21 protein-coding genes are annotated in these 20,964 nt (G+C 47.5%); 10 read left to right on the top strand and 11 right to left on the bottom strand.

Annotated features, from left to right (window positions below; genetic code table 11):
- Positions 1-318: 318 nt before the first annotated feature.
- Entirely contained in the window at positions 319-1,188 is an 870-nt protein-coding gene (locus KNQ12_RS16085; protein ID WP_035398755.1) for a nucleotidyltransferase-like protein, read from the bottom strand.
- Positions 1,189-1,302: 114 nt separating this feature from the next.
- On the opposite strand from KNQ12_RS16085, the gene KNQ12_RS16080 reads away from it, so the two are divergent.
- Positions 1,303-1,665, top strand: a complete 363-nt coding sequence (locus KNQ12_RS16080) for a DUF2614 family zinc ribbon-containing protein (RefSeq protein ID WP_029340912.1) — start codon at positions 1,303-1,305, stop codon at positions 1,663-1,665.
- 14 nt (positions 1,666-1,679) lie between these two features.
- Here the strand turns inward: KNQ12_RS16080 and perR are convergent, their stop codons facing one another.
- Positions 1,680-2,102 carry a peroxide-responsive transcriptional repressor PerR gene (gene perR / locus KNQ12_RS16075; RefSeq protein WP_369792039.1) on the bottom strand — a complete coding sequence of 141 codons (423 nt, stop codon included), beginning with the start codon at positions 2,100-2,102 and terminating at the stop codon, positions 1,680-1,682.
- A 175-nt stretch (positions 2,103-2,277) separates the two neighbouring features.
- Between perR and KNQ12_RS16070 the strand changes: the two genes are divergently transcribed.
- Positions 2,278-3,576, top strand: a complete 1,299-nt coding sequence (locus KNQ12_RS16070; protein WP_214749579.1) for a glutamate-1-semialdehyde 2,1-aminomutase — start codon at positions 2,278-2,280, stop codon at positions 3,574-3,576.
- Positions 3,577-3,625: 49 nt separating this feature from the next.
- Here the strand turns inward: KNQ12_RS16070 and KNQ12_RS16065 are convergent, their stop codons facing one another.
- From KNQ12_RS16065 to mutY, 4 genes are all read right to left on the bottom strand, one after another.
- Positions 3,626-5,359, bottom strand: coding sequence for an ABC transporter ATP-binding protein (locus tag KNQ12_RS16065; protein WP_055966722.1), 1,734 nt, complete (start codon positions 5,357-5,359; stop codon positions 3,626-3,628).
- A 90-nt stretch (positions 5,360-5,449) separates the two neighbouring features.
- Positions 5,450-5,992, bottom strand: coding sequence for a nucleoside tri-diphosphate phosphatase (gene ntdP, locus KNQ12_RS16060; protein WP_023467311.1), 543 nt, complete (start codon positions 5,990-5,992; stop codon positions 5,450-5,452).
- A gap of 116 nt (positions 5,993-6,108) precedes the next feature.
- Entirely contained in the window at positions 6,109-6,534 is a 426-nt protein-coding gene (locus KNQ12_RS16055; RefSeq protein WP_023467310.1) for an SRPBCC family protein, read from the bottom strand.
- Complete coding sequence (mutY, locus tag KNQ12_RS16050) at positions 6,534-7,550, bottom strand: A/G-specific adenine glycosylase (RefSeq protein ID WP_023467309.1); 1,017 nt, start codon at positions 7,548-7,550, stop codon at positions 6,534-6,536. Before mutY ends, KNQ12_RS16055 begins: the two co-directional genes overlap by 1 nt.
- Positions 7,551-7,653: 103 nt before the next feature.
- Between mutY and KNQ12_RS16045 the strand changes: the two genes are divergently transcribed.
- The gene (locus tag KNQ12_RS16045) at positions 7,654-8,637 is read left to right on the top strand and encodes a metal-dependent hydrolase (protein ID WP_058265791.1); all 984 of its coding nucleotides are present in this window, start codon (positions 7,654-7,656) and stop codon (positions 8,635-8,637) included.
- A 45-nt stretch (positions 8,638-8,682) separates the two neighbouring features.
- Here the strand turns inward: KNQ12_RS16045 and KNQ12_RS16040 are convergent, their stop codons facing one another.
- The 5 genes from KNQ12_RS16040 to KNQ12_RS16020 form a co-directional block, all read right to left on the bottom strand.
- Complete coding sequence (locus tag KNQ12_RS16040; protein ID WP_023467307.1) at positions 8,683-8,955, bottom strand: YfhJ family protein; 273 nt, start codon at positions 8,953-8,955, stop codon at positions 8,683-8,685.
- Entirely contained in the window at positions 8,952-9,272 is a 321-nt protein-coding gene (locus KNQ12_RS16035) for a DUF1811 family protein (protein ID WP_214749582.1), read from the bottom strand. Before KNQ12_RS16035 ends, KNQ12_RS16040 begins: the two co-directional genes overlap by 4 nt.
- A gap of 60 nt (positions 9,273-9,332) precedes the next feature.
- The gene (locus tag KNQ12_RS16030) at positions 9,333-11,393 is read right to left on the bottom strand and encodes an ABC transporter ATP-binding protein (protein ID WP_214749585.1); all 2,061 of its coding nucleotides are present in this window, start codon (positions 11,391-11,393) and stop codon (positions 9,333-9,335) included.
- Positions 11,394-11,407: 14 nt separating this feature from the next.
- Positions 11,408-13,135, bottom strand: a complete 1,728-nt coding sequence (locus KNQ12_RS16025) for an ABC transporter ATP-binding protein (RefSeq protein ID WP_214749588.1) — start codon at positions 13,133-13,135, stop codon at positions 11,408-11,410.
- Positions 13,136-13,456: 321 nt separating this feature from the next.
- Entirely contained in the window at positions 13,457-14,272 is an 816-nt protein-coding gene (locus tag KNQ12_RS16020; protein WP_058265788.1) for a RecX family transcriptional regulator, read from the bottom strand.
- A 133-nt stretch (positions 14,273-14,405) separates the two neighbouring features.
- Between KNQ12_RS16020 and KNQ12_RS16015 the strand changes: the two genes are divergently transcribed.
- From KNQ12_RS16015 to KNQ12_RS15985, 7 genes are all read left to right on the top strand, one after another.
- Positions 14,406-15,314, top strand: a complete 909-nt coding sequence (locus tag KNQ12_RS16015; RefSeq protein ID WP_055966711.1) for a TIGR01777 family oxidoreductase — start codon at positions 14,406-14,408, stop codon at positions 15,312-15,314.
- Between the two features lie 18 nt (positions 15,315-15,332).
- Positions 15,333-16,472: an amidohydrolase gene (locus tag KNQ12_RS16010; protein ID WP_055966708.1), complete on the top strand. Its 1,140-nt coding sequence runs from the start codon at positions 15,333-15,335 to the stop codon at positions 16,470-16,472.
- A 230-nt stretch (positions 16,473-16,702) separates the two neighbouring features.
- The gene (locus KNQ12_RS16005; protein ID WP_023467300.1) at positions 16,703-17,263 is read left to right on the top strand and encodes a GNAT family N-acetyltransferase; all 561 of its coding nucleotides are present in this window, start codon (positions 16,703-16,705) and stop codon (positions 17,261-17,263) included.
- 127 nt (positions 17,264-17,390) lie between these two features.
- On the top strand, positions 17,391-18,074 hold the full coding sequence (locus KNQ12_RS16000) for a response regulator transcription factor (protein ID WP_023467299.1): 684 nt from the start codon (positions 17,391-17,393) through the stop codon (positions 18,072-18,074).
- On the top strand, positions 18,071-19,465 hold the full coding sequence (locus KNQ12_RS15995; RefSeq protein WP_023467298.1) for a sensor histidine kinase: 1,395 nt from the start codon (positions 18,071-18,073) through the stop codon (positions 19,463-19,465). Before KNQ12_RS16000 ends, KNQ12_RS15995 begins: the two co-directional genes overlap by 4 nt.
- A complete protein-coding gene (locus tag KNQ12_RS15990) occupies positions 19,462-20,028 on the top strand; it encodes a TVP38/TMEM64 family protein (protein ID WP_244150250.1) in 567 nt (188 codons plus the stop codon). Before KNQ12_RS15995 ends, KNQ12_RS15990 begins: the two co-directional genes overlap by 4 nt.
- Positions 20,029-20,060: 32 nt before the next feature.
- Entirely contained in the window at positions 20,061-20,939 is an 879-nt protein-coding gene (locus KNQ12_RS15985; RefSeq protein WP_075643178.1) for an aldo/keto reductase, read from the top strand.
- Positions 20,940-20,964 lie beyond the last annotated feature (25 nt).

Genomic DNA, 20,964 nt, shown 5'->3' with positions numbered 1-20,964 from the left:
AGTCACGATTGACGAAGCTTGCGCTTCATTCGTTTTTGTATTCCGTAGAATACGATTTTTGCCTCATCGTTCAGTTTTCAAAGTTCGTCGTGTCGTTTTCAGCGACTTTAATAAGATATCACGGAATAACTTAAGCGTCAATCCCTTTTTGAAATCTTTTTTCTTTCTCGTCACCGTCCAGTGCGTGTTGCCCTGTCGACATGTATTAATATACTATCTCGGTATAATACCGTCAATAGTTTTTCTAAAAAAACTTTTGAAATCTTTTTCCTTCTATATATAGCCAAAACAACACATAGAAAAAAATAAAGCCGATCGTCATACGACCGGCTCATACGTTACGAGTTCGACCCCTGCTCCTTTAGTTGTTTGATACGAAATCCTGATTAGACCTTTTCGCATAAAGAAATCAATCAGACTACTTAAATCCACTTTGACTTCTTGCAGTCGCTCTTCTTCCATCAATTCATACATTGTCCAAGGACTTGTCCGCTCACGCATGATTTCAAATAAATAGCGTCCTCCCGATAAGACCTTCGACTGCAGAAGATGCTCAAGTCCAATCAAGGCTAGGTGAATACGTTGATCTAATGTCTCTTCACTCATCAATAATTGTTCATATAGTTTATAGACATCCGGATCATCGAGTCGCGCTTGTTCCCAGACGACTGTTTCGGGATGTTTTCCTTTTTCCAGAACAGATAATCGCGCGAGATGATGTAATGCGTGATGGACGTGTGTATAGGCATCATAATGATGTCCGCGACTGAACAAGTTCCTTCCGTCTTGGAAACGACGCAAAAGTTTAGCGAACGAAATCGTCATCTGTAAACATCTTTCCTCATCAGGAAAGTTTAATAGCTGCCGTTTTAAATCAACTAAGTAATCATTTCGTTCAAAAACGATCGTTCCTTCTGCAATCCAGTGAATCGCGCGTCGATTCGCATTTAACAAAATCCAGCGTGATAACACATCTTCATGTACGAGGTGTAATGATACCTTTAGTGTATTCAGTCGATAATGTTTGATTGTCCACTCGACTTCTGGGTCTCTCGTGATGACGACAAGAAGTGTATCAAATTGATCCGTCAGGGAATCCCGTGGTTGCCGTTTCTCAACAGCAATGATCCCTTGTGTTTCGCGATAAGCCGCGTACTCCGAATAAATCGTTCGTGTTGCTTGTTCCATGTACTTCTCACCCTTCTATACGAACTCGTCGTTACCATTTTCGACAAAAAAACAAGCTTTCCTTCTTCAGGCAATCCCACTTCTTATGCTAGACTGACAACAGGGGGAATTCACTTGAAAAAACAACGTAAAAATAAAATAAACCGCGCGAGAAACTTAGCTATGTTTCTTGTGTTCGGTGGGATGCTCGTCATGTATGGCGGTCTATTACTCAAACAATTTGAAATCATCATGGTCTTACTCATGCTTCTCGGTTTCGTCATGGTTCTCGCCAGTACGGCACTCTATTTCTTGATTGGTCTGACATCAACGAAGGCAGCTGTCGTCACTTGTCCGAACTGCGGAAAAGAAACAAAAGTCCTTGGTCGCGTCGACTTATGTATGCATTGCGATGAACCACTGACGATGGATCCGTCTCTTGAAGGAAAAGAATTCGATGAAAAATATAATAAACATAATAAACGAGCTCCCCGCTAAGGCAGCTCGTTTTTTTATTGGACATTCGATTGACAGTCCGGACAAGTTCCGTACACTTCTAATCGGTGACGATCGACTTTAAAGCCCGTTAAGTGCGCCGCAACCGTCTCAACATCATCGAGCACAGGATAGTTGAAATCAACGATCTTTCCACAGTTCTCACAGATCATGTGGTAATGGCGTGTCGTAACGAAATCGAAGCGACTTGAAGCGTCTCCGTAATTCATTTCCTCAACGATTCCCTTTTCTCGAAACACGCGTAAGTTATTATATACAGTCGCCACACTCATGTTTGGAAAACGATGTTCGAGTGCACGATAAATCTCATCCGCTGTCGGATGCGTGTGTCCCGTCGTTAAATATTCCAAAATCGCGTGACGTTGTGGTGTCATTCGAACGCCTGATTCCCGAAGTGACTTCACGGCGTCATCCAGCATTTCGTTAGCCACGTCCATCCCCTCATTTCTATCTTTCATTGATTATCAGATTGTAATCTTTATAATTAGTCTACCTACAAATAGGCATTCCGTCAACGGCTCTGCACCGGATTTGACGTCCATGATACAATCATATCGTGATATTTTTCACGAATCATCGATTGGAGGAATCCTCATGTCTACCCACACTACACGTCCTACTTCAGAGGCGTTATATGAAATCGCACAAAAGTGTATCGTTGGTGGCGTCAACAGCCCATCCCGTTCATTCAAAGCCGTCGGTGGCGGCGCACCTGTCTATATGGAACGCGGAGAAGGTGCTTACTTTTATGATGTCGATGGCAATCGCTATATCGATTACTTAGCAGCCTATGGTCCGATCATCACGGGACACGGTCACCCTCACATTACGGAAGCGATCACCCATGCTGCCCAAAATGGTCTTCTTTACGGCACACCACACCGTCTAGAAATTGACTTTGCACATAAACTACAAAAAGCGATCCCTTCGCTTGAAAAAGTACGCTTTACGAACTCGGGAACCGAAGCCGTCATGACGACGATTCGTGTCGCACGAGCGTATACAGGTCGTGAGCTCGTCGTGAAGTTCAGTGGTTGTTACCACGGTCACTCGGATCTGATGCTGATTGCAGCAGGAAGCGGACCAGCGACACTTGGTTCCCCAGATTCAGCCGGCGTCACGAAAGCGACGGCAAAAGAAGTCATCACGACACCGTTCAATGATATCGAATCGTATCGTCAAATCATGGAACAATGGGGCGATCAGGTCGCTTGTGTACTCGTCGAACCAATCGTCGGAAACTTCGGTATCGTCGAACCGCAACCTGGATTCCTTGCTGCGGTCAACGAAATCACGCATGCACACGGCGCACTCGTCATCTATGATGAAGTCATCACAGCCTTCCGCTTCACGTACGGCAGTGCACAAGAGTTACTCGATATCCGTCCTGATATGACGGCACTCGGCAAAATCATCGGTGGTGGTTTACCGATCGGCGCTTATGGCGGTCGCAAAGAAATCATGGAACACGTCGCGCCACTCGGTCCGGCTTACCAAGCAGGTACGATGGCAGGTAACCCAGCATCCATGGCTGCGGGTATCGCTTGTCTTGAATTACTTGAGAAGCCTGGTGTCTATGAACAACTCGATCACCTTGGCGCCTTACTCGAACAAGGTGTGCTAGAAGCAGCAAAACGTCATGACGTCACGATTACGATCAACCGTCTAAAAGGTGCCATGACGGTCTACTTCACGGATGAAACAGTCATCGATTACGATGGTGCAGAACGTGCAGATAGCGAGATGTTCGGACGTTTCTTCAAATTGATGTTAGAAGAAGGCGTCAACCTTGCTCCTTCGAAATACGAAGCGTGGTTCTTGACGACAGAACATACGGAAGCCGACATCACAGAGACGATCGCAGCAGTCGATCGTGCCTTTGCTCGACTCTAAGTCCCCCCACTAAAAAAGCAGCGACCTCGCAAAGGTCGCTGCTTTTGTGTTATTCGACGAGTTCCAGATTTTGAATGGCATACAGTTCGAAATAAGCGCCTCGTTTTTGCATGAGGACTTCGTGTGTTCCGATTTCCGTAATTTGACCATTTTCGATGACGACGATCTTATCGGCATCGGTAATCGTTGATAAACGGTGCGCGACAGTAAACGTCGTCCGTCCTTTCGCGAGACGCGCTAACGAATCTTGAATCATCGCTTCGCTCTCTAAATCGAGCGCACTCGTCGCCTCATCCAAAATCAGAATCGGCGGGTTCTTCAAGAAGACCCGAGCGATGGCTAGACGTTGCTTTTGACCACCCGATAACTTGACGCCTCGTTCACCGACCGGCGTATGATAGCCGTTCGGTAACCGTTCGATGAATTCGTGGGCATTCGCTGCTTTTGCCGCTGCGACGACTTCCTCATCCGTCGCCTCCGGATTCCCCATCTTAATGTTCATCTGAACCGACTCACTGAAGAGAATCGACTCCTGCATGACCATCCCGATCTGATCGCGAAGACCACGTAACTTCAAGTCACGAATATCAACGCCGTCAAGCGTGATCCGACCGGCAGACACATCATAGAAGCGTGGAATTAAACTGACGAGCGTCGATTTCCCACCACCTGACATCCCGACGAAAGCAATCCGTTCACCTGCCTGAACGTCAAGCGTTAAGCGATCAATCGCTAGCTCGCCGCCTTCTTCGTAAGCGAAACTGATGTTTTCGAATTGAACGTTTCCGCGGACATCTTTTGGATCGCGTGCATTCGGTTTTTCCGTGATGTCATACGGCTCATCTAAAAACTCGAACATCCGGTCCATCGAAGCGATCGACTGTGTCAACGTCGTTGAGGAGTTAACGAGACGACCGAGCGGCGCATACAGACGGTCGATATAACCAATGAACGCAACCATCGTCCCGAGTGTCACTTGTCCGTTCAAGACGAAGAACGCCGCTGTCCCGAAAATAAGGATTGGTGCGAAGTCCGTAATCGTCGAGACGACGACGTACGTCCGCGCATTCCAGTTCGTTTGACGCAGCGCCGCTTTTAAGAACCCATCATTTTGATGTTTGAACGCTTTGTTCTCGTGCGGTTCGAGTGCAAAACTACGAATGACTGCCATGCCGTTGACCCGTTCCGTCAAATGACCTTGTAGTTCCGCAAGTGCTGCCGAACGTTCCCGTGTCAATCCGCGTAAGCGACCGTAAAAGAACTTAACGGCGAGGGCGTAGAATGGTAACGGAATAATGGCGACGAGCGTCAACTTCGGATCAATCGTCCACATGATAGCGATCGCAATGAAAATCGTAATCATATCAAGCCATAGGTTCATTAATCCCGTGACGACGAAGTCTTTCGTCTGCTCGACATCATTGATGATTCGCGAGATGACTTCTCCGGTTTTCGTATTCGAATAAAAACGAAGCGATAATTTCTGAACATGATCAAACAATCGATTACGAACGTCAAATAAAATCTTCGACGCTGACCATTGCGCGAGGTATTGACGGACGTATTCAAGCGGTGGCTTGACGATCAGGAAGATGAAGACACCCGCTCCGATCAAATACGCTAATTGTTTACTTTTTTCCGCCATCGGCATCGTGTTTCCAGTTAGGATATTGTCGATGATGTACTTATACAACAACGGAAGTCCAAGTGGGATCGAGAACTTGATGATCCCGACGAAAACCGTCAGGAGAATCTGTTTTTGATACGGCTTGACGAACGCCATATAGCGGCGGATCGAACCTTGTTTCTTACGTTTTGCTTGTGTTGCCACGTGTTTCACTTCCTTCAATTAAAAAAAGACGATGGCGAACCATCATCTCCGATATCTTGTTTCATATTCACGATACCACATATCCACGAAAGCCGGGTTAAATGGACCCTTGCGACTGCGGATCCATTGAATCAGGATTTGGACATTGTCTTTCAAAATACGATCGATCGCCTTCGGATAGTTCATCTCGCGGCGATGCTTCTCATACTCGTCCTCATCGAGGATCATGTAGGACATGTCCGGATACACTTTGATATCTAAATCGTAATCAATGTACTTGACTGCTCGATCTTTCTCATCGAACGTAGAAGGTGATCCAAGATTGCAGTAATAGTAAATGCCATCCTCCCGAATCATACAAATGACATTGAACCAGAGTTCTGTTGAAAAGTAACAGATTGCAGGCTCTCGTGTTCGCCACTGACGACCATCCGATTCACTGACCATGATGCGGTCATTGAACCCAATCAATTCTTCTTCCGTCGATTTCAGCACGAGCGTTTCTTCCCAAACTCTGTGTAAGCTCCCGTTATGTTTGAAACTTTGAATCTCAATCTTGCTACTTTCTTTTGGGAATCGACTCATGTGCTACTCCTTTCTAAAGCGTTTTTCTTCCATTCTGTTATACTCTCGTGCTTATTATACCCATTTTCAGAACGCATGAAAAACGAAAGGGTATTTTTTCAGAAAAATGACGGAATTCAGGCTTGAAAGTGATTCAAAATCGCATTTTTTCGTTGTTTGAACATCGGTTTCAAGATGAATGCTTCAATGACGAAGGCTGGCAAGAAGGATGCGTACGTCACTTCATCCACGAAATAGACGCCAGATTCACGTTCTTCGACTCGGTGCACGTGGCACCATGCCCGGAATGGATACGGAACTTTTGTACCGACATCGACGAAGACATATTCTTCTACGAAAGGAATCCAAGACGTCCACGAGACAAATAGTGGAGGAACACCAACGCGCAGACGAATCGTATTTCCTGCTCGCGTCCGCGTATCACCCGACGTCTTCACTTGCGGAAATACCGTCAATCGACTTAAGGCCTTGGCGTCACTTAAAAAATCCCACGCTTGCTCCTTTGATGTATCGACACGTGTCTCAAAACGAAAAGTATGCATTAGATCTCCCCCTTTAATAGTCGATCAATCTTCATTTGCGCGACAGATACTGGATGCGTCGCATACGTTTCCTGATCAACTAGTACCGTCTGGTCCGGCTGTTCCGTCACGCGATAGACGGCAATTTCCCAAATCCGGTGTGAGAAGATATGTCGAACGTGCCCGACAAGCGTCCCATTACGATCTTCTTCTGCTTCTCGAAGTGGGTATTGCCACATCCCTGCGAGCAAACCTGTTTCTGCTCGTTGTTCAATTGCGATTTTTCCGTTCGTTTCATAGACGAGAGCATCATACGGAATAATTTGCGTCTTCCCTTTCTTCGTCTTCACAGGTAGTTCTTCCTGTGCATTTCGATCATATGCAAAACAAACGTCTTGAACAGGACAGAGTCCACACATCGGAGACTTCGGTGTACAGACCATCGCACCGAGTTCCATCAAGCCTTGATTGAAGCTGGACGGGTCAGCCGGATCAATCAATTGATGTACCGCCGCCTCAAACAATTTCCGTGTCTTCGGTGCAGCAATGTCTTCATAAATCCCAAGTACACGCGAGAGGACGCGCATCACATTTCCGTCTACAGCTGGTTCTGCTTGCCCATAAGCAATCGATAGAACCGCTCCTGTCGTATACGGACCGACGCCCTTCAGCTGACTGAACAATTCCTTTTCGTCCGGAACGATTCCATCATATTTTTCAACAACTTCCTGAACCGCGATTTGAAGATTCTTGACACGGGAATAGTACCCTAAGCCCTCCCAGTGCTTCAGAACTTCACTTTGATCCGCTTCTGCCAAATCATGCGGTGTCGGAAAACGTTTCGTAAAGCGCTCGTAATACGGAATGACTGTATCGACGCGTGTTTGTTGAAGCATGATCTCACTAATCCAGATATGATATGGGTTTTTGGTTCTTCGCCACGGGAGATCCCGCTGTTCACGAAGGAACCAGGCAATCAGTTCTGTGGTAAATTGTGTTTTATTAAAGTTTGTGAAATATTCTTGAACGACAGTCAAAAGGTTACCTCTTTTCTCTTGGATACGATATATTTATTAAAAATTACTCGGCAGAACCTCGATGGATTCACCATCACGATTTTATAGAAGGAGCGAATTCGCATTGGATACTGGTACGCATATCGGCATGGGACTTTGTCTCGCCGCCATCTCGACGCTACACCCTGACGTCGCAGCGAGCACGACGATGTTTGCTGCCGTGACGACGACGGCGCTCGTCGGTTCACACGCACCGGACTTCGATACTGTCTTTAAGTTTAAAGGGAACAGCGCCTACTTGCGTCAACACCGCGGAAAATCGCACGGGTTGATCGCTTTGCTCGCCTGGCCATTATTACTTTCAATCGTCATCGGTACATTGTTTGGTGTACCTCCGACTTCATTATGGCTGATGGCGCAGATCGCTGTCGCCCTCCATGTCTTCGTCGATCTGTTTAACGCTTATGGAACACAAGCTTTACACCCGTTCAAACAATCCTGGATTGGTTGGGGCGTCATCAACACATTTGATCCGTATCTGTTCACGATGTATTATGCCGCGTTCGGGATTTGGCTACTAACGAGAGCAACGATCGTCATCTTCCCGATTTTAATCGCCATCGTCATTATCTACTACGCTGTTCAATTCAAGTTACGAAACGATGCCCTCGCGACCGCAGCCCGCTATTATCGCGGCGCGCATAAACTGTTCATCTCCCCTGGCATGAAATGGGATGAGTGGCATGTCGCGGCACGTTTACGCGATGAGTATTCTGTCGTTAAGATCAACAGTGGAACGGTCGTCGAATGCGGAAACTTCCGCATCAAGGACGAACCACACGGTGACGCCTTGTACGAAATCGTCAAACAAAACGCGGACTTGCAAGCGTTTCTTGAGTTTTCGAAGATTCATACGTATACGGTCTCACGAAAGGACGGTATTGTCGAATACCGCTTTACGAACTTACGTTACTTCACGAAGGAAGTCTATCCATTCGTTGCCGTCGTCAGAATCGACGCTGCTACACAAGAGATCGTCAGCTCCTATACCGGCTGGGTCTTCAGCGAACGGACCTTGCAGAAAAAACTGTTCATCCCTGCATTATAAAGACAAAGCTCCGCGCAACGGAAATCCCGATGTGCGGAGCTTTTTTCATTCGACGTTTCGACCTGTCATCAAATGCTTGAATTTTTCGTTCGTCGTATTAAACCGGTGTAACATTGCCCCGTGCTGTTTAATCTGTTGTTCGACGAAATGAACTGCGACGGCTTCACCTTGATATTTCTCACCCGCGCGCGCGAGTGTCGCTTCGAAATCTTCCCAAAGCACTTCCACCCACGTCAGTGCTTCTTCCGGTGTCAGTACTTCATTCACTTGCAATAATTCTTCAGCCAATTGCTGAAGGGCTTGTTCTCGATTCGTCATGTCTGTTCTCCCTCTCCTGTGAATAACGCGAGCGGAATCGCGACTTCCTGAGCGGTTCCTTCAAAATGTCCCCAGCCCATGACCCCATTGACGAAATGTAACTCAAATCGTGCCTCTTCTCCTTCGATTCGGTAAAAGGCTCCCCGTTCGAATCGTGCCGAATCGATCAAATAACTTTTCGCAATGGCGATTTTTCGCGTCACGACTTCCACTTCACTCATATTCCCATGTTGCTCCGCTTTTCGTTTTTGTTCACTTAATTTCGTGATCAACATCTCAAGCTCGTATTTCGATAATTGACTCATCCGTGTCTCCATTACAAAAACTCCCCCTCTTCGTTTTTCAGTATAAACGAAAAGGAGGAGAAACTGGATGGATTAGCTTGATTTCAATTCAAGATTCCGTTTACTTTGTAACGCATACATTTTCGCATAAATCCCGGACGTTGCAAGGAGCACATCATGGGATCCTCGCTCGACGATCCGACCATGATCGAGAACAAGAATCTCATCCGCATCCTTGATCGTCGACAAGCGGTGGGCGATGATGAACGTCGTCCGCCCTTTCGTCAACGTCAGCAAGGCATCCTGAATGACCGCTTCCGTTTCCGAGTCAACGCTCGCTGTCGCTTCGTCAAGAACTAGGATCGCAGGGTCGAACGCTAACGCACGGGCAAAACTGATCAACTGTCGTTCACCCGCTGATAACGTGGCACCTTTTTCGATGACTGGTTCATCGAGTCCGCTCGGTAAACGATCAATGAACCGATCCGCGCCGACGGCTTCGATCGCTTGGCGAACACGTTCCTCGGAAATGTCAGGATTGCCGAGTGTGATGTTCGAGCGAATCGTTCCTGTGAAGAGGAACGGATCCTGTAGGACGATGCCCATATGCTCACGGACCGCTTGTTTCGGCAAACGCGTCACGTCCTGTCCGTCAATCAACAACTGTCCTTTTGACGGATCATAGAAACGCATCAGCAGGTTCATGATCGAACTTTTCCCACTACCCGTGTGTCCGACGAGAGCAATCGTCGCGCCAGGACGAGCATCGATTTGAATTTCACGTAACACGGGATTTCCCGCTTCATAACTAAATTCGACGTCCTTGAAGGACACCGCTCCTTTAAACCGAGCAACGCGACCTTGTTCGACCGGCTCTCCCTTTTCGTCGAGCAACTGGAACATCCGGTCCGCTGACACGAGTGCTTGTTGTAGTGGTGACAGCTGATTCATGATTTGGGTGACGGGTTCGAATAAACGGGACACGTAATCGATATACGCATATAAGATCCCGAGCGATAAAAACGAGCCGTTCGTCAGACTTTTTCCGCCGACGACCCAAATCAATAAGGCGAGCGTCAAGTTTTTCAAAAAGTAGGATAAGTTATGGGACATCAGGGCATCGAGTCGTAACAACTTTGCCCGGGTCTGATAGTTCTCTTCGTTTTTTTGTTCGAATTCAGCAAGGACTTCCTTCTCACGTGCATAAGCCTGAATGATCGGCATCGTCTGGATGTTCTCATTCAGTTGACCATTCATGTTGGCAACGAGGGAGCGGACCTTGAAGTTGTTCTTCGTCGCGAGTTTCTGGAATAGCTGAATCCAGAAATAGACGATTGGAATGATGATTAGTGAGACTAGTCCTAATCGATAATCGAGGAAGAACATCGCGACGAGAATCCCCGCCATCGTGATGATTCCCGAGAAGACCCGGGCGAGCACACCGAGATATAGATCGCGAATCGTTTCCGTATCATTCGTGACGCGACTGACAATTTTCCCGATCGGTGTCTGGTCGAAATAACGAACCGGTAACCGTTGCAGATGCGTAAAGACATCAAGACGCATCCGTTTAATGATTTTATGAGCAGATCGCTGGAGCAAGATTTGCTGAATCCAGTTCAAACCAGCTGCTACTAGCAGCAAGAGGACGTAGATCAAGGACAACCAGCCGATTGCTTTTAAGTCTTTTGAATAAAAATCATAGACCTGTCCTTGTGTCAGTTTTTGAATATTATCATACGTGTAGACGTCGTCTCCACGCGTGACCGTCATCGTATTTCCACTGATTTTCCGCTCTCCTCCACTGACGACTTGTTTCGGTACGAAAAAGTAGCCGTTGGTCGTTTGGACGATCGAGACGGATTGAACGATCTGAATTTTCGAGACGTCTTGTGCTTTGGCGAACTGACGGCCGTCATACGTGACCGCACCGTCCGATTTAACTTCGACCCAGTCCTTCTCAATTGCCACGATATGTTCATCAATGATGACTTTGGCGATATACGGACCTGTCAATTCCGCTCCGACTGCCAGTACGAGTAAAAATAATCCTAAAAAGATCGCTTGTTTCTCATGCATCGCATAGCGGATCAACGAACGGATCGTCGTCTTCCGACGTGCCGGATCGAGTTGGTATAATTCTAATTCATTCATGCAGAGGCACCTCCTTACATCTCTTCACTTTGTCGCTCGAATTGTTGAGCGTACCAGCCATTTTGTGCCATCAGGCTGTCATGTGTTCCTCGTTCAGAAATCATTCCGTCTTGCAAGACGATGATTTCGTCCGCATGTGCTACTGCCGATAAACGATGGGCAACAATCAATGTCGTGGATTGGTGGCGATTCGATCGAATCGAATCAATGATATGTGATTCCGTTTTCGCGTCTACCGCTGATAGTGAATCATCAAGCAACAGCAACTCTGGTTTTTTTAACATCGCCCGCGCGATCGAGAGACGTTGCTTTTGTCCTCCCGACAACGTGACGCCACGTTCACCAACCATCGTCTCAAGTCCTTGTTCCAGCGTTTCGATATCTTTTTCAAACGATGCGAGACGAATCGCTTCCTGCAATTCTTCTTCTGTCGCTTTACCTGCACCGAATAGAATATTGTCCCGAACGGATTTTGAAAATAATAAATGTTCTTGTGAGACGTAACCGGTCCATCCGCGAACCGTCTCTAGCGCAACATCTTCATACGGTACGCCGTTGACCGTCAGCATATCCCGTCCGATTGGATACTCACGTAAGAATTGACGCAAGAACGTCGTTTTCCCGGATCCCGTTGGTCCGACGATACCGATCGTTGTTCCTTGTTCGATCGTCATATTCAAATCTCGCAAGACCGGATGGGCTGTCTCTGGATACGTAAACGTCAAATCGTTCATCTCGATCCGTTCAGGGCGATCGACGTGTTCCCGCGGTGTCGAAGCAATCAACGGTTTGACTCGCATCGTTGCTTCTAAGCGGTCAAGACTCGCTGTTCCGCGCTGGATGACATTGATCAATTCACCAAAGGCGTACATCGGCCAGATCAGCATCCCGAGATAGATGTTAAAGGCGACCAATTGTCCGAGCGTGATGTCGTTCGTAAAGACGAGATATGTCCCGAACGATAAGCCGATCAAGTAACTGAAGCCAACGAGCAGCTTGATGATCGGTTCAAATAAGACGTCGATTTTTGCGACGTGCATATTTTTCTCAAAGACATCCGTCGTGACATCGTCGAACCGTTTAACATCGACTGGTTCTTGTACGAACGAGCGGATGACACGCAGTCCGGAAATCGACTCGACGACCTGGTCATTCATCGTTCCAAATGAATCCTGGGCAGTGATGAAACGTCCGTGAATTTGACTTCCGAGCTTATTCATCGCGTAGGCGAGAAGGGGCATCGGTAACAAGGCAGCAAGCGTCAACTTCCAATCGATCGCCACCCCCATGACGACGAGCGTGATTGCCGTCATGTTCAACGAGTCGACGAGCGTCAAGACACCAAATCCGGCTGTCCGCTCGACCGCCTTCAAGTCGTTCGTCGCGAGCGCCATCAAGTCTCCCGTCCGATTCTTTTGGTAGAACGTCGGCGTCAGTTTCAATAAGTGCATAAAGAAGCGACTCCGAAGTGTCCGTTCTAATAAAAATGCCGTTCCGAATAATTTCGCTAACCACAGATACGTCAAGATGAAGGAAACGATGGAAATGACTGTTAATCCGATGACGTATTGCAAGAGCGTCGCCTGGTCCATCGATCCCGACCGCAATCCGTCGATGACCTTACCGATCAGCCATGGCGGCGTTAAATCGATGAAGCCGGTGATGATCAATAAGACGACTGCTACGAGATACGATGATTTGTGTTCTTTTAGAAACCAACTCAATTGCCGAAATAAACGCATGAGGGTCCCCCCTTTACTGTGAAATGAAGTACTTTTTCCGAGCACGCAAAAAGGCATACGGATTTCCGGATGCAGTCCGAGAATCAGTATGCCTTGAAATGGGCATGATGCATTCTTGTTCGTCTGCGCGCTCGGGAGACGAATCCCCTTGCTCGCACATGAAATGAATTACTTATACGTGCTCAAGAGTCTCCGTCGTATTCAGCTGTTGGATATGAGTGAAACCAATTGGCTTTTTCATAGGACGGTTCCTCCTTTTCTTAGTCTGTGCGTAGAATAGCACAATTGTCGGATAATTGTCAATTTTTCGTCTTGCTTTTATTATTCCGCCTCTTCTTCTTTGACTTGTTCGAGGACTTGAGCCGCTAGACCGTATGGAAATCCTTTTCGGACGAGCGCTTGTTTCACTTTCTGTTCGCGTTCGAACGGTTCAAGTTGCCGGTATTTCGGATAATACTTGCGTGCTTGATAAAGGGCCGCTTGTTCTTCTTCGTCCCCTTCTTCAGCTCGAAACACCTCTTCGATGCCCGCCTTGATCAAGTCGGACGAGAATCCGCGTTGCATGAGCGTCATCTGTAACTTTTGTGTCAGTTCCCGCACGGAACGCCGTTGCAGCTCTTTTTGCTTTTGCCGCAAAAACTTCAGGACTTTTTCGTATTCCTCTTCATCCGTAAACGTTACGATCGCTTCATCAATCGCCGTCTTCGGTATCTTCAATGCCTCAAGGTCGCGTCGAATCCGTCCCGGTCCTTGAGGTGTCGTCGCTTTTTTCGTTGCCGTATAAGCAAGTGCGAACTGTTGATCATCCAGATAGCGCTGCTCCGTCAATCGCTCGATTGCATGTTTGATCGCATGCTCCGGTGTCTCTTTCTCTGTTAAATAGGCGACGACTTCACTCGTCGCCCGCATGCGGTACGATAAATGATTCAACGAGAGACGATACGCTTTTTGCTGTTCTTCAGCCGTCAACACTTCCTTGACGAAATCGTCATCGAGTTCCTTATCGCGTTGTAGATTGTATTTAATTAAGATATCAACGTCTACGGCAAAGGCATATTCTTCTTTGCCATCACGCTCGACATAGATATTGAATCGTTCGCTGTTCTTTTTCTGCGTCGAGATCCGTTTGATCTTCATGTCGTTCCCTCTCCTAACCTGATTCAGTAGTTCTACGATATCATGAACAGGCAGGTCTATGTTTGAGTGAAACCATGGAACGGGAACAAATGGAAAGAAGCTACTTTTACTTATTTCAGGGAGGATGGATTACATGAACATTGCGATTACCGGTGGAACCGGTATGATTGGTCAAGCCTTGACGAAGCGTTTACTCGAGCAAGGACATCATATCTTTATCTTAACGCGTCATCCGAAAGCAAATGACGCGCATGTCACATATATCAAGTGGATGACAGAAGACGCAAAACCGGAACAGCACTTAGAGGGCGTTGATGCATTCATTCATCTGGCTGGTGCTTCGATCAACGACGGACGTTGGACAGATGAACGCAAACGCGTCATTCTCGACAGTCGCGTCAGCACGACGAAGGAGCTCGTTCGAATCGTTGAAGCACTCGATCAAAAGCCAAATGTCGTATTGTCTGCTTCTGCGGTTGGCATTTACGGACAAGATCGGCATCAAACCTTCTCTGAAGATCACCCCCTTCCACCGACCGCTGACTTCTTAAGTCATGTCTGTGTCGCGTGGGAAGATCTTGCCCGTCCGATTGCCGACGCTGGCATTCGACTCGTCCATCCACGAATCGGTGTCGTCTTAACGAAAGCCGGTGGCGCTTATCCGTTAATGCGCCTGCCTTATGTCTTGTTTGGTGGTGGGACGATGGGCGACGGAAAACAGTGGGTCTCCTGGGTCCACATCGATGATTTAGTCGATTTATTCCTATTCGCACTTGAGACCCCGACAGTCGAAGGACCACTGAACATCACTGCGCCTCACCCGGAGACGATGCGCCGTTTTGGACAGACGATCGGAAAAGTCTTACATCGCCCACACTGGCTCCCGGCGCCACGCTTCGCGTTAGAGCTCGCACTCGGTGAAAAGAGTACGATTGTACTAGAAGGAGCTCGTGTCATCCCGAAAAAAGCGCTCGAAAACGGATACAAGTTTCGGTATGCTGAACTAAAGGATGCATTGCGAGCAATCGAGCATTCAAACTAGTACAGGGGTGGACGATACTTGGATATCTTAATTCGAAATGCACATATCTATCCGATTACTTCGGACAGTTTTTACGGGGACATCCGTATTCGTGATGGAAAAATCATTGAAATCGGTGAATTACTGGATCATTTAGACAACGATCAAGTCATTGAAGCAGAAGGTCACTTTTTATTGCCCGGTTTCATCGATGCCCATACACATCTCGGATTATATGACGAAGGTACCGGAACCGTCGGAAATGATGCGAATGAGACGATTTTCGCGATGACTCCTCATCTGCGTGCCATTGATGGCGTCTATCCGCTGGATGAAGGCTTTAAGGAAGCCGTCGAACACGGGATCACGACCGTTCAAGTCATGCCTGGTAGCATGAACATCATCGGCGGCGTCACGAGTGTCATCAAGACGCACGGACGGTTCATCGATGATATGATTCTTCGAAAGTATGCGGGTCTGAAGGTGGCGCTCGGTGAAAACCCGAAGCGTGTCCATAGTGCTGGTCGCGCCGGTGAACTGACACGGATGGGCATCATGGGGATGTTGCGCGAAGCCTTTCTTGAAGTTCGGACACAACGAGTTTCCGAAACGTTCGCCCATCAGATGATCAAACGGGTCCTTGATCATAAAATGCCGCTTCGTGTACATGCGCACCGAGCAGATGATATTCTTTCCGCCATTCGTTTTGCGGAAGAGTTCGATCTCGATTTACGTATCGAACATTGTACGGAAGGTCATCTCGTCGCAAAAGAGATGGAACAATTACCGATTGAAAAAGTGACGGTCGGACCCACCTTCACGCGAAAGTCTAAAATCGAACTGAAGAATAAGACATGGGAAACGTATCGAATTCTTCATGAGCATGGTCTTGAAATCTCCATTACGACCGATCATCCGTACACCCCTGTCCAGTACTTGAATCTCTGTGCCGGTCTAGCTGCACGAGAAGGTCTACCGGTCGATGTCGCCTTGCGCGCGATCACGATTCATCCAGCCCGCTCGCTCGGTGTGGACGATCGCGTCGGATCGATCGAGGTCGGAAAAGACGCGGATCTCGTCCTATGGAGTCACTTCCCACTCGACTATTTAGCGAAGCCGCTCATGACGATGATTGACGGAAAAATCATTTTTGAACACGCTCAACTGAACTTGACTTAACCCCACCCCCGCCAGGTGTTTTTTGCACCTTTCGGGGGTTTTAGACGCTTACGGAAAACATCTTGTTTTTGTATCTTTTTTCACAAAAATTATTTTCTTGCAATTTTAAAAAAAGAAGGTAATATTATCTTATCCGACAACTGAAGAAGGCATACCATGCGCGGTTCAAACGAGTCAGACAGGTAGCTTTCGACAATCATTCTTGCGGTCCTAAAAGGAGGAATGGAAGTATGCTCAAGCAACGGGAGCTGAGCGACTGCGCTGATTTGTTCGAACTGATGCAGCATCAAGACGTATATCCGTACGTCCGCCAAAAAACACGGTACTTTGATGAATTTCTGTTTACTACAAAGCAGGCAATCGAAGAGGAAGAACGTGGTGAAATCGTATCACGTACCATCCTAGATGAATTCGATCAACCGATTGGTACGATTAGTTTACTCGATATCGAAGGACAATATGGGTTTCTCGGTACATGGTTAGGTAAACCGTATCATGGTAAAGGATACAATCATTTAGCGAAAGAAGCCTTCTTCTCTGAGCTGTTCTTTGAGCTTGGATACGAAAGTGTCTTCATGAAAATTCGCAAAAGCAATATTCGGTCACAAAAAGCAGCTGAAAAATTGCCGTATGCGTTCTGTGCGGATGAGTTGCGTCCTGCGCTTCTTGAGCAATTGAATGCCGGCGAGACACAGTTCACGCTATATGAAGTCTCAAAATCTAGTTTCCACATGTACATTCATGGTCGGGAGCTCGAAACACTATACGATCACCAACAACTCGAAGCATGAGAGCCTTGTCTCTCATGCTTTTTTGTGTCCACGCATGCGCTTCTAAAGTTTGAAATGGTATGATAAATAAGAAAACTCATCTTTATGGAAGAAACACTTTCTTCTACAGGAAATGGAGCGAAGACTAATGCCAGAATCGTTTAACATTCTCGTAGTAGATGATGAAGCACAAATGCGTGACCTTCTCGTCTCGAATCTTGAAAAAGAACACTACACGACGATGACAGCTTCTAACGGACAAGAAGCGATCCATCTCATTCAACAAAATACATTCCATCTCGTTCTACTCGATGTCATGATGCCGGAAATGGACGGCTTGACAGCATGTATGCGCATCCGTGAATTCTCAAACGTTCCGATCATCATGCTGACGGCACGTTCGGACGAGCTCGATCGTATTCACGGTCTGAAAATCGGAGCTGATGACTATATCACAAAACCATTCAGCCCTCGAGAATTGCTTGCTCGCATCGAAGCGACGCTTCGTCGTTCTCATCGCTTTACAGTTGATCAATCGGCTACCTTGACGCTCGGCATGCTTGAACTCGACACTGAAAGTCGGAGTGTCCACGTCAATGGCAAGCCGGTCAGTCTGACGCGTAAGGAATTTGATTTGTTGCACCTGTTCGCTCAAAACAATGATAAGGTCTTTTCTCGCGAACAGTTACTCGATCAAATCTGGGGTGCGGACTATATCGGGAACTTACGGACGGTCGATACACACATCAAAACACTTCGCTTAAAGCTCGGGGAAGCTGGTGGCTCGATTCAAACGGTCTGGGGCATCGGTTATAAATTCGAGGAAGTATGATTAAGCGCTATACGATCCGGCGCCGGATTTGGATCACGATTTGGTTCACAAGCGTTTTTTCCGCTATTTTATTCGTCCTGCTCACTTTCTATCTCTACGACCGGTTCTATCTTCAGACGCAGGAAGATATCTTATTGAACCGAGGCGAAAAGCTGATCAACATTTATGAATCTGAAGGATTATCTGGTGCTTTTTACGATGGAATGACTTATACGAATGAGTTGACGGAATCGAAAGTCTTCTTCATCGATTTCCTGAAGAAAAATCCAGCTGGACTGCGCTTTTTGACGAATGCGGATATCGAAGAACTTCGAAACGGTGAAACCGTCGTCTCCAGTCGGACCCATCCGATTGAAGGAACGGACATTTTGATGACCGGGTTTCCGATCATCGAAAACAATCGACTGGTCGGTACACTGATTTTATATCTGGAACTTGGCCAAATCAGTGAACCATTCCGCCCACTCCGTCTGATGATCTTCTTCATGATCGGACTGATCGTCTTGAATCTCGTCATCTTCGGACGACAAATCATCGATACGATCATCCGTCCGTTGATTGACATGAAGCGCGCCTCGACTGTTTATGCGCAAGGTGACTTTGATTACCGGATTCCGATTCAATCAGACGATGAGATCGGGGAGCTCGCAGAAACATTAAATAAGATGGCGGAATCGCTCGGAGAAGTCGACGAGCAGCGTAAAGAGTTCCTCGCGAACGTCAGCCACGAATTACGGACACCTCTCTCCTACATCCGTGGCTATACGGAGATGATGCAGGATGATTCGCTCGAGGAAGAAAAGCGTGCGCAGTATTACCAAATCATCGAGCGGGAAACGGAACGTCTGCAACGTCTCGTCAATGATCTGCTCGATCTCGCTCAACTTGAACGCGATTCCTATCCGATGTCGAAACAACCACTTGTCTTCAGTCAAGTACTTGAAGATGTCATTTACCGGATGGAACCCATCGCCCAGTCAAAAGGAGTCACGTTCGTCATGAATCTCGACCCGGATCAAATCGTCTTAGGCGATACGGACCGCCTCGAGCAAGTCTTCGGCAATTTACTCGATAACGCCTTACGGTACACACCGCCTGGAAAACAGATTTTCTTATCGACTGAAACGATCGGCGACCGGACGCATTGTCTTATCCGGGACGAAGGAGAAGGCATTCCGGAAGAGCATCTTGATCGACTGACAAAACGTTTTTACCGTGTCGATAAATCACGGACGCGTAAAGATGGCGGAACCGGTCTTGGTCTTGCCATCACGAAACACATCATCGATCGTCATGATGGGACAATCCGGTTCGACTCCGTTCTTGGAGAAGGAACGACTGTCCACATCGAGTTACCGCTTCTTCCGGATGAAGAGGATGGATTCGAATGATGGAACATCATGTCATCCAAACCTTTGAACTTTTCGGACCGTTCGCTCCGTTCGTTAGTATCTTAGTCGGCGTCGTCGTCAGTGTACTTGGTGTCCTACCGAGTACGTTCGTCACCGCTGCGAATCTCGTCTATTTCGGTCTATGGATGGGCACATTGCTCTCTTTCATCGGTGAAGTCCTAGGTGCGGTTTGTGCGTTTCTACTTTACCGAAAAGGACTGCGGTATGCCCTTCGTCGCCCACTTCCCGATCGATTCGCTCGGTTGCAACAAAAACTGCAAGCACAACGAGGACATGAAGCATTTTGGACGATCATCTTGCTGCGGCTGTTACCGTTCGTCCCGTCTGGCATCGTCAACATCGTCAGTGCTGCTAGTGGTATTTCCATCCTACTTTTCCTGACTGCGAGTACGATCGGAAAAATTCCAGCCATGTTAATCGAAGTGTTCGCCGTCCATCAGTTCATGCAATCCTCATCCATCATCCAATGGTCGATTGCAGGCGTGGCACTCGTTGGTTATCTGGTCTATCGTATTCAACAAAAACGAGCATCATCGATATAAAACTACAGGTTTTCTGAAAGGAAGTATCGTTCATGGAGTTAAGACGTTTTGGAACATCCGACCTACTCGTATCCCCGCTTGGGTTCGGAGCTGGTCACATCGGCGCAGAACAGATGACGGATCGCGAAGCAGTTTATTTACTCGAACAAGCACGTGATCTCGGCATCAATCTGATCGATACAGCACGCGGCTATGGCTTATCGGAGCAACGCGTCGGGCAATTTCTAAAGAATCGTCGCCACGACGTCATTCTGTCGACGAAAGTCGGCTACGATGTTCCCGGTACGCAGGACTGGACCTTTGAAGCGGTCCATGGTGGCATCGATCAAGCCTTACAGACGATGCAAACGGATCATCTCGACATCGTACACCTCCATTCTTGTAGTCGAGAAATTCTCGCCCAGGGAGATGTCATCGAAGCGCTTGAACAAGCAAAACAAGCTGGAAAAGTCCGCGTCATCGCTTATTCCGGTGATCGGGAAGACTTAACATATGCTATCGAAACGAATCGCTTCGACAGTTTCCAAACGTCATTCAATCTATTTGATCAACGTGTCGATGAAGTCCTGCCCACTCTTCTAGATCACGGTGTCATCGCCAAGCGTCCAATCGGTAACGCCCCGTGGCGCTTCACGGAGCGTCCGGTCGGACAGTACGTCGAACCCTACTGGGAACGTGCGCAACAACTCGCTTATCCACTCGAGGAATCCAGTTGGCTTGAAACTGCACTTCGTTTCACGGTCTTTGAGCCAGGGATCACGACAGCCATCATCGGTACATCTCGACCAGAACACCTCGCGCTGAATCAGCAACTGATCGAGCGCGGTCCACTTCCTGTTGATCGTGTTGCTCGGTTGAAGGAACGCTTCGCTGAGTGTGACGCGACGTTCGGTTATCTTTCGCAAACATGACAAAAAGCCCGTATGTCCACTCGTT

This window comes from Exiguobacterium sp. s11, from assembly GCF_018619015.1.
Lineage (GTDB): Bacteria > Bacillota > Bacilli > Exiguobacteriales > Exiguobacteriaceae > Exiguobacterium_A > Exiguobacterium_A indicum.
Note: the sequence above shows the minus strand (reverse complement) of the source record. Positions and strands in the feature narration are given on the sequence as shown.

Excerpts from the sequence above, each read along its gene's own strand:
- KNQ12_RS16085 (WP_035398755.1), bottom strand. The coding sequence starts at position 1,188 with ATGGAACAAGCAACACGAACGATTTATTCGGAGTACGCGGCTTATCGC.
- perR (WP_369792039.1), bottom strand. The coding sequence starts at position 2,102 with ATGCTGGATGACGCCGTGAAGTCACTTCGGGAATCAGGCGTTCGAATG.
- KNQ12_RS16070 (WP_214749579.1), top strand. The coding sequence starts at position 2,278 with ATGTCTACCCACACTACACGTCCTACTTCAGAGGCGTTATATGAAATC.
- KNQ12_RS16065 (WP_055966722.1), bottom strand. The coding sequence starts at position 5,359 with ATGGCGTTCGTCAAGCCGTATCAAAAACAGATTCTCCTGACGGTTTTC.
- ntdP (WP_023467311.1), bottom strand. The coding sequence starts at position 5,992 with ATGAGTCGATTCCCAAAAGAAAGTAGCAAGATTGAGATTCAAAGTTTC.
- KNQ12_RS16055 (WP_023467310.1), bottom strand. The coding sequence starts at position 6,534 with ATGCATACTTTTCGTTTTGAGACACGTGTCGATACATCAAAGGAGCAA.
- KNQ12_RS16040 (WP_023467307.1), bottom strand. The coding sequence starts at position 8,955 with ATGACGAATCGAGAACAAGCCCTTCAGCAATTGGCTGAAGAATTATTG.
- KNQ12_RS16035 (WP_214749582.1), bottom strand. The coding sequence starts at position 9,272 with ATGGAGACACGGATGAGTCAATTATCGAAATACGAGCTTGAGATGTTG.
- KNQ12_RS16030 (WP_214749585.1), bottom strand. The coding sequence starts at position 11,393 with ATGAATGAATTAGAATTATACCAACTCGATCCGGCACGTCGGAAGACG.
- KNQ12_RS16025 (WP_214749588.1), bottom strand. The coding sequence starts at position 13,135 with ATGCGTTTATTTCGGCAATTGAGTTGGTTTCTAAAAGAACACAAATCA.
- KNQ12_RS16020 (WP_058265788.1), bottom strand. The coding sequence starts at position 14,272 with ATGAAGATCAAACGGATCTCGACGCAGAAAAAGAACAGCGAACGATTC.
- KNQ12_RS16015 (WP_055966711.1), top strand. The coding sequence starts at position 14,406 with ATGAACATTGCGATTACCGGTGGAACCGGTATGATTGGTCAAGCCTTG.
- KNQ12_RS16005 (WP_023467300.1), top strand. The coding sequence starts at position 16,703 with ATGCTCAAGCAACGGGAGCTGAGCGACTGCGCTGATTTGTTCGAACTG.
- KNQ12_RS16000 (WP_023467299.1), top strand. The coding sequence starts at position 17,391 with ATGCCAGAATCGTTTAACATTCTCGTAGTAGATGATGAAGCACAAATG.
- KNQ12_RS15995 (WP_023467298.1), top strand. The coding sequence starts at position 18,071 with ATGATTAAGCGCTATACGATCCGGCGCCGGATTTGGATCACGATTTGG.
- KNQ12_RS15990 (WP_244150250.1), top strand. The coding sequence starts at position 19,462 with ATGATGGAACATCATGTCATCCAAACCTTTGAACTTTTCGGACCGTTC.
- KNQ12_RS15985 (WP_075643178.1), top strand. The coding sequence starts at position 20,061 with ATGGAGTTAAGACGTTTTGGAACATCCGACCTACTCGTATCCCCGCTT.